8 protein-coding genes are annotated in these 7,204 nt (G+C 47.9%); all 8 read left to right on the top strand.

Annotation, left to right across the window (positions count from 1 at the left end; genetic code table 11):
* Nucleotides 1–88 precede the first annotated feature (88 nt).
* The gene (locus tag QZ209_RS12425; RefSeq protein ID WP_294348555.1) at nt 89–1,063 is read left to right on the top strand and encodes an oligopeptide/dipeptide ABC transporter ATP-binding protein; all 975 of its coding nucleotides are present in this window, start codon (nt 89–91) and stop codon (nt 1,061–1,063) included.
* Nucleotides 1,064–1,197: 134 nt separating this feature from the next.
* Nucleotides 1,198–2,988, top strand: a complete 1,791-nt coding sequence (sppA, locus tag QZ209_RS12420) for a signal peptide peptidase SppA (protein ID WP_294348552.1) — start codon at nt 1,198–1,200, stop codon at nt 2,986–2,988.
* A 35-nt stretch (nt 2,989–3,023) separates the two neighbouring features.
* Entirely contained in the window at nt 3,024–3,632 is a 609-nt protein-coding gene (locus QZ209_RS12415) for an NUDIX hydrolase (protein WP_294348549.1), read from the top strand.
* Between the two features lie 251 nt (nt 3,633–3,883).
* Nucleotides 3,884–4,588, top strand: coding sequence for a hypothetical protein (locus QZ209_RS12410; protein ID WP_294348546.1), 705 nt, complete (start codon nt 3,884–3,886; stop codon nt 4,586–4,588).
* A 49-nt stretch (nt 4,589–4,637) separates the two neighbouring features.
* Complete coding sequence (locus tag QZ209_RS12405) at nt 4,638–5,096, top strand: GNAT family N-acetyltransferase (RefSeq protein WP_294348544.1); 459 nt, start codon at nt 4,638–4,640, stop codon at nt 5,094–5,096.
* Nucleotides 5,097–5,162: 66 nt separating this feature from the next.
* Nucleotides 5,163–5,585: a lysozyme inhibitor LprI family protein gene (locus QZ209_RS12400; RefSeq protein WP_294348541.1), complete on the top strand. Its 423-nt coding sequence runs from the start codon at nt 5,163–5,165 to the stop codon at nt 5,583–5,585.
* Nucleotides 5,586–5,628: 43 nt separating this feature from the next.
* The gene (locus QZ209_RS12395; protein WP_294348539.1) at nt 5,629–6,114 is read left to right on the top strand and encodes a GNAT family N-acetyltransferase; all 486 of its coding nucleotides are present in this window, start codon (nt 5,629–5,631) and stop codon (nt 6,112–6,114) included.
* A 162-nt stretch (nt 6,115–6,276) separates the two neighbouring features.
* Nucleotides 6,277–7,116 (top strand): class I SAM-dependent methyltransferase, encoded by an 840-nt coding sequence (locus QZ209_RS12390; RefSeq protein WP_294348535.1) that lies wholly within the window; start codon nt 6,277–6,279, stop codon nt 7,114–7,116.
* Nucleotides 7,117–7,204: the final 88 nt, after the last annotated feature.

Below are 7,204 nucleotides of genomic sequence, written 5' to 3'. Positions count from 1 at the left end.
TGCGGAAAACTAGGGTGTTTTTCCGAAGTGAGAAGTTTTCGCTGAATATTGAATTGAAATTGCCCGGGTGAAAAAGAATGGGACGGATATGGGAAAGGGCGACTTGCTGCTGAAGGTCCATGACCTCGAAGTTGCCTTTTCATCGAGGAAAGGAGGGAAAAAGGCTCTGGTTAAAGCGGTTAACGGGGTTTCCTTCGACGTGAGAAAAGGAGAGACGCTTGGCCTGGTCGGGGAGTCGGGATGCGGTAAAACCACTCTCGGGAGGGCCTTGTTGAGGCTGACGCCTGTTCCGGTGAAAGGTGAAATATGGTATGACGGTGAGGCTATAGATACGATCGGCAACAGGGATTTTCGTCGTCTGCGCAGCCAGATGCAGATGATTTTTCAGGACCCGTTCAGTTCTCTCAATCCAAGGATGACAATCGGACAGATGCTTAACGAGGTTCTGTCGGTTCATAAGGTGGTTCCCCGCAAGGATGCAAAGAAGAAAATCTATGAGTTGCTCGATATTGTGGGGTTGAGCAACGACTATTTCAACCGTTACCCGCATGAATTTTCAGGAGGACAGCGGCAGAGGATAGGTATTGCGAGGGCGCTCGCGGTCAACCCCAAGGTTATCATCTGTGACGAACCTGTTTCTGCACTCGATGTTTCCATTCAGTCGCAAATCATCAACTTGCTGAAAGATCTGCAGACCGAGTTCGGGCTGACCTATCTCTTCATCGCTCATGACCTTTCGGTTGTCGAGTATATTTCAGATCGTGTTGCGGTCATGTACCTTGGAAAGATCGTCGAGATAGCCGATTCGGATGAACTGTACAGAAACCCGAAGCATCCTTATACGAAAGCACTGATGTCAGCGATTCCTCTACCGGAATTGAGCCGGAAAAACGAAAGGATTCTCTTGAAAGGTGATTTGCCGGGGCCGCTCGATATGCCGTCCGGATGCAGTTTTCATCCCCGCTGTCCCGAAGCGATGGAGCGGTGCCGCTCGGTGGAGCCGGAGTTGAAGCCGCTCTGCGAGGATGGCCGGCACCAGGTGAGCTGTTTGTTGTATGAATGAAGGCTCTTTTGCAAAAAAACTTGTAAAAGTAGGTCACATTCGTTTTTAAACCATTTCCTGGTTTGTGGATAAGAAACTTGATAGGCGGTAAAGCTGTTTGTGTAACTGAAAAATGAAAACATAACATAATTCCAATGGCGAAGAAGAAAATGGGTGCAGGTAAAATTGGCTGCATCGTTGTCGTGCTGGTTTTTCTTGTTCTTGCGATAGGTCTTTACCGGGCCTTTACGACACAGAAATCGTTACCTGGAGAGTTCGTACTGAAAATAGATGTTTCCGGAGACATCAGGGAAACCACCGATGTCGGATTCTTTCTGCCTTTTGAACGAGAGTCACAGGAATTGTCTTTACAGGATATTCTGTTTCTACTCGACCGGGCGGGTGCAGATGAACGAATCAAAAGTGTCCTGCTCGACATCCGCGGAGTACGAACAGGGTCTGCGAAGATCCAGCAGATTCAGCGGGCTATCGAGCAGACGAGAAAAACCGGAAAACCGGTAAACGCATTTCTTGGCAGTGCTTCTGATGCAGATGTGTGGCTTGCGTCTGCATGTGATTCCATCGTCGCGGAGCGAGGGAATTTTCTCTTGCTCGATGGTTTGAAGGCCGAGCTGTTATTCTATACCGGAACGCTTGAAAAGCTCGGGGTTTCTTTTCAGGCCGCTCAATGGTCTGCATGGAAAAGCGGAGTCGAGCCGTTTACGAGATCCGGGGCGAGCCCTGAGTACAGGGAGCAGGTTGAGATGATGCTGGATGCTGTCTATGATGCCTATACAGGCTATGTTGCGAAGCGGAGAGGGATTACTGTAGAGGAATATGAAAGCATTATCGATGAAAAAACGGTTTTGTCGGCAAAGCAGGCGAAAGAGTTCGGCATTGTCGATGAAATCAGCGGGCATTGGGAGTATTTGGAAGGATTGAAAAAGACATTTGGTAAGGGAGACGGTGAGCGAAGTGATGAAGATGTTTTGATCGGTGGAGCACGTTACAAAGCCTCGATTCCCTGGCCGTTCGAACCCGAGACGAAAGAAAATATCGCTGTGATAACAGCGTCGGGGTCGATTGTTCGCCTGGAGGATGATATGACGGGAGGAACGGAACAGGGATTTGACGAGGAAACTCTCAGAAGTTCGGTTCAGGCTGCACTCGATGATGAAAGTGTCAAGGCTATCGTGCTTCGTATCGACAGTCCTGGAGGTGATGCTCTCGCTTCATCCAATATGTTGCAGATTCTCGATTCAGCGAAAGTGAAAAAGCCGATAGTTGCTTCGATGTCGAGTGTTGCCGCGTCGGGCGGGTATATGATAGCGCTTGCAGCAGACAGTATCTTCGCCGAACCGCTTACCGTTACCGGCTCGATCGGCGTTTATGCGTTGAAGCCGGAAATAAGTGCGTTACAGGAGAAGATCGGCTTGAATCGTGAGGTGGTTATCAAAGGAAAAAATGCCGATGGGTTTACGGTTTTCAAACCGCTCGATGAGGAAGGAATGGCGAAGTTCATGGAAACGACCGGCTGGATTTACGATGACTTTCTGGCAAAAGTTGCCCGATCGAGGAAAATGACTCTGAACGAGGTCGAAGCTGTTGCAGGCGGCAGAGTTTGGACGGGAGACCTTGCTGTTTCAAAAGGACTGGTTGACCGGATCGGCGGGTTACAGGATGCGCTCTTCGCTGCTCGAGCGATGGCTGGAATGGATTCAACAAAAGTACCCGGATTGAAACTCTATCCTGAACCACAGGGTTTTATGGACTACCTTTTCGGCGACGGCCCCGGAATAGCTTCCAGGATGCTTGGTGAACAAATTCCTTCGGGAAGTGTCGCCGATCGTTCATTGCAAACGCTCGATCTTCTCCTGAAGCTGGAACAACAGCCGGCGGGGATGTTCAGGATGACGATGCTGCCTTACGACTTGAGAGTGGAATAACGGCGTCCTGCAACAGCAACAGCAATTACGGAAAAATGCATGAACTGGTAAAAGAAATCAGAGCGATTGCTCAGGCAGGTCTTCACTATACCAGGGATCCATACGATCGCGAGAGGTATGAGCGGCTTATCGGGATAAGCACCATGCTTTACTCAGAAGTCAGTGCAGCGGGGATCGAGGAGATAGAAAAATTTTTTATTCCGGAAAAAGGCTATGCAACTCCAAAGGTTGATCTGCGAGCCTGTGTGGTCAAGGACAGTAAAGTTCTTTTGGTGAAGGAGCGTTCAAATGGAAAATGGACGTTGCCAGGGGGATGGGCGGATCAAAATGAGTCTCCAAAAGAAGGAATTGCCCGAGAAGTGCTCGAAGAATCCGGATTTGCAATAAAAGTCATTTCTCTTTATGCGGTTAAAGACAGAGACCGTCATCCGTATACACCGAAGTATCCGGTGAGTTTGTACAAGCTGTTTTTCACCGCTGAGGTGACAGGGGGAGCCCCTCGCGACAACATTGAAATATCCGGCATTGATTTTTTCGATGTGGATAACTTGCCGCCGTTATCGCAAGACCGGGTGTTAGCCCGGGATATCGTCGAAGGGGTGAATCATTATAGAGACAACAGGGGAATCACCTACTCGGATTAGTCCCTTGACTTTGAATCTCTATATACCCGTTTTGAATCAACCGTATTTCCGGGAGCACAGCAAAACTATGTCGGCTGACCGTATTTTTAAGACATACCTGAAAGATGGGTTACGAAACCGGGATCGGAACGACCCTGAAAAAGCTGTGTTCTTTGGCGGTGAGGTCAAGCGTTTCTGTGGAGAAAAAATGAATGTTTCGCTCGGTTCTGCGACAAGCTGACAGTCACATTGTAAAAACGTTGTAAGAGAGAATGTCGGATTCCAGGTTTGATTCGAACACTGACACTATTCTTTTCTTTGGTGACCCCAATCTGGGAGGGGATGGGTTTCGCCTGTTTTCCGGTTTTTTTCCCAACGCGAAACAGTTGATCTGGAAAAAAGGCACGGGTAAAACCGCTCTGAGAAAAGAGCTTCGATCACGATCATGGCTGTTTACCATCTCGTTCTACAATGATTTCATTTTTTCTTACGACGATTTCGATTTTCTCGGTCTGCCGCTCAATATTCATCCCGCTCTGCCAGTTCTGCGCGGGGTAGGGTATGACCATGTTCCCTTGATTGAGAACCATGGAGAGCATGGCGCAACTCTTCATTTTATGAACCGCTCTTCGCGTCTCGAAGTCGATATCGAGAACGATGTCGACTCAGGCCGGATTATCAGAGTCAGAAAACGCACGCTGAGTCCTGAGGCGACATACGGAGATCTGAGATTGCTGAACCAGCATGTTGCGCTCGATATGCTTGCCTGGTTGTGCAAGCAAATGCTTGTGTGGGGTTGCGCCGAAACGGCCCGCCGCGAACTTTGTGCGGAAGCGGAAACAAACGGCTTTGTCTGGTCCGGGAGGTATATCAGTTCCTCGATTCTCGGCAAGATGCTTGAAGATCTCTACATGTTTGATCCCGGTCACCGTGTATTCGTGGAAAAACCTCGATTAGTGTGTCCTGTCGGGGATTGAAAACAAGAGGCATTTTTCCGTATTATGCTATAAGCTTTGTTTGCAGGATATGTGTACTCTCAGGGAATACAGGCAGGGAGATGAAGGAATGGTTTTCGCTTTGCTCGAAAGTGCGTTAAAGCACTATGGGCTTTCAGTGAATCCGGAAGAGACCGATGCCGATATACGGGATATCGATGAGTCGTATATACGTTCTGGCGGAGCATTCAAGGTACTTGAAGATAATGGTGCGGTAGTCGGTTCCTATGGCCTCTATGCCATCGACGAGAATACGTGCGAGCTGAGGAAAATGTATCTCAAAGCAGAATACAAAGGAAGAGGTCTGGGTAAAAAAATGATGGAGGACGCATTCATTGTAGCCGGATCTTTGGGTTTTTCCACCATGATTCTTGAAACAAACAGTTGTTTGAAAGAAGCGGTGAGCTTGTATAGAAAGTACGGGTTCACCGAATACATGCCGGAGCATTTGTCTCACAGATGTAATTGTGCAATGCGGAAAAGTCTTTAACAGGTTTCCGAAGTCTGTGCCAAACAGTTGTTGCTGTACAATTGATCAACCCATATCCAATACATCATGAACAAAATCTGGTTACCCGTTTTGATTGTCCTGGGTTTCGCTATGCCGGTTATGATGCAATGCGCAAAAGCCCAGACACAAACTGAGCTCAGTGAACAAACCTGTGCTGAATCTCAAGAGGCTGACAAGGAACTCGATCAGGTCTATCGACAAGTGATGAAAGCACACGAAGGCGAACAGCGTTTTACCGCAGCTTTGCAAAAAGCACAACAGGCTTGGGTTTCTTTCCGGGATCTTCATTTGGTGTCGCTCTATCCCGCCGAGAACAAACAGATGGAATATGGGAGCATCTATCCCATGTGTTACTGTCTGGAAAAAACCAGGCTGACCAGGGAAAGAATCGCTCAACTGCGTCAATGGCTGGAGGGTATGCCTGAGGGTGACCCTTGCACCGGGAGCAGAAGAGCGATGCAAAAGTGAACGGAAGTTGCGTTACCCTGGTGGAGAAGGGGGAGAGTAACTCATGATGGTGATTGAGAATGCTGTAAGATCGGATGCAGAGTTTCTGCGATCGGCGGCGGTATCTGCATTCCTCGACGATAAGAGGTATAGACCGGCAGCTCGGGGGTTCGAGGATCCTCCGGGGCACGACAGTATCGAGGCTCATACCCGCTGGATTGACATGCACGACTATTTCAAATGCATTGTTGACGGTATCATCGTCGGTGGTTGCATCGTGAAAAGGCATACGGACTATTGTGAACTTTTCGGGATTTTTCTTCACGAAAGCTGTATGGGAAAAGGAATCGGCAGTACACTGTTGCATGAGGTGATGACGCTGTACCCGGAAGACACACAGTGGTCTCTTGAAACGCCGGATTATGCGGTGAGGAACCACAGGTTCTACGAGCGTAACGGGTTCATCAGGGCCGGGAAATCAATGCCGGATCCAGGTTCGGGTTATGGTTTCATTACCTATAGATACAAGCGAGATTCGGATTGCCGTTGAAAAATGAAAACAAAAGACCAACAAACTCAGAACGCAACAACCATAGAGGAGCTGAGCGATACATCGATTCCTCAACTCCTTCTATGCGGTTTGAAGAACTTGACGTTGTAGACCCCAATAGTCGTATCCGTAAGGAGTCTCCCTTAATTTTTCGGATTGAAAATGTTTGATGAACTGGTACAAATCAACGCTCGCCCTTTACCTTTTCAGTACTATACGGCAGATGAACTGTGGACCGATGAGCACACCTCAAAAAAGATGCTCGAGTATCACTTGAACGACTCAATTGATCTGTCGTCCCGAAAAAGAACTTTCGTTGATCGATCGGTGCAGTGGATAGTGTCTCATTTCGGGGTGGGCTCAGGTTCAAATGTTGCTGATTTTGGGTGTGGTCCGGGCCTGTATACAACGCGGTTTGCAGAAAGTGGTTCCTCTGTTACCGGCATCGATTTTTCTGAAAGGTCTATACGACATGCGAAAGAGACCGCTCATCAAAAAGAACTGAACATCAACTATGTTCGACAAAACTATCTGGAGTATGAGACGGAGGAAAGGTATGATCTCATTACATTGATATTTTGCGATTTTTGTGCATTGAGCCCTTCACAAAGAAGGATGCTCCTTTCCAAATTTTTCACATTTTTGAGCCCTGGCGGATCAGTTCTTCTGGATGTTCATTCGTTGAACATATTCGACAGCAGACAGGAAGTTGCGACGTACGAACACAATCAACTCGATCATTTTTGGTCTTCTGATGATTATTACGGATTCCTGAACACATTCAAGTATCAGGAAGAAAAAGTAACTCTCGATAAATACACGATAATTGAAAAGGCAAGAACTCGTGTTGTCTATAACTGGCTGCAGTATTTCAGCCGGGAATCACTCAGAGAGGAGTTTGAAGAGTGTGGATTCAGGATTGAAGAGCTATACTCCGATGTTGCAGGCTCGGCTTTTTGCCCTGAATCTCCCGATATTGCGGTTGTGGCGAGAAAGAAATGACAGATAGATTTGCACGGATGTAAATTTCGATGTGCCCCCTCTTTCGGACATGTCCCCGATCAACCGGCTACTTCATTTTGGCAAGAGT

Source organism: Prosthecochloris sp. (assembly GCA_015482705.2).
In the GTDB taxonomy this organism is placed as follows: Bacteria; Bacteroidota; Chlorobiia; order Chlorobiales; family Chlorobiaceae; genus Prosthecochloris.
This window is presented reverse-complemented; position numbering and strand designations above follow the sequence as displayed.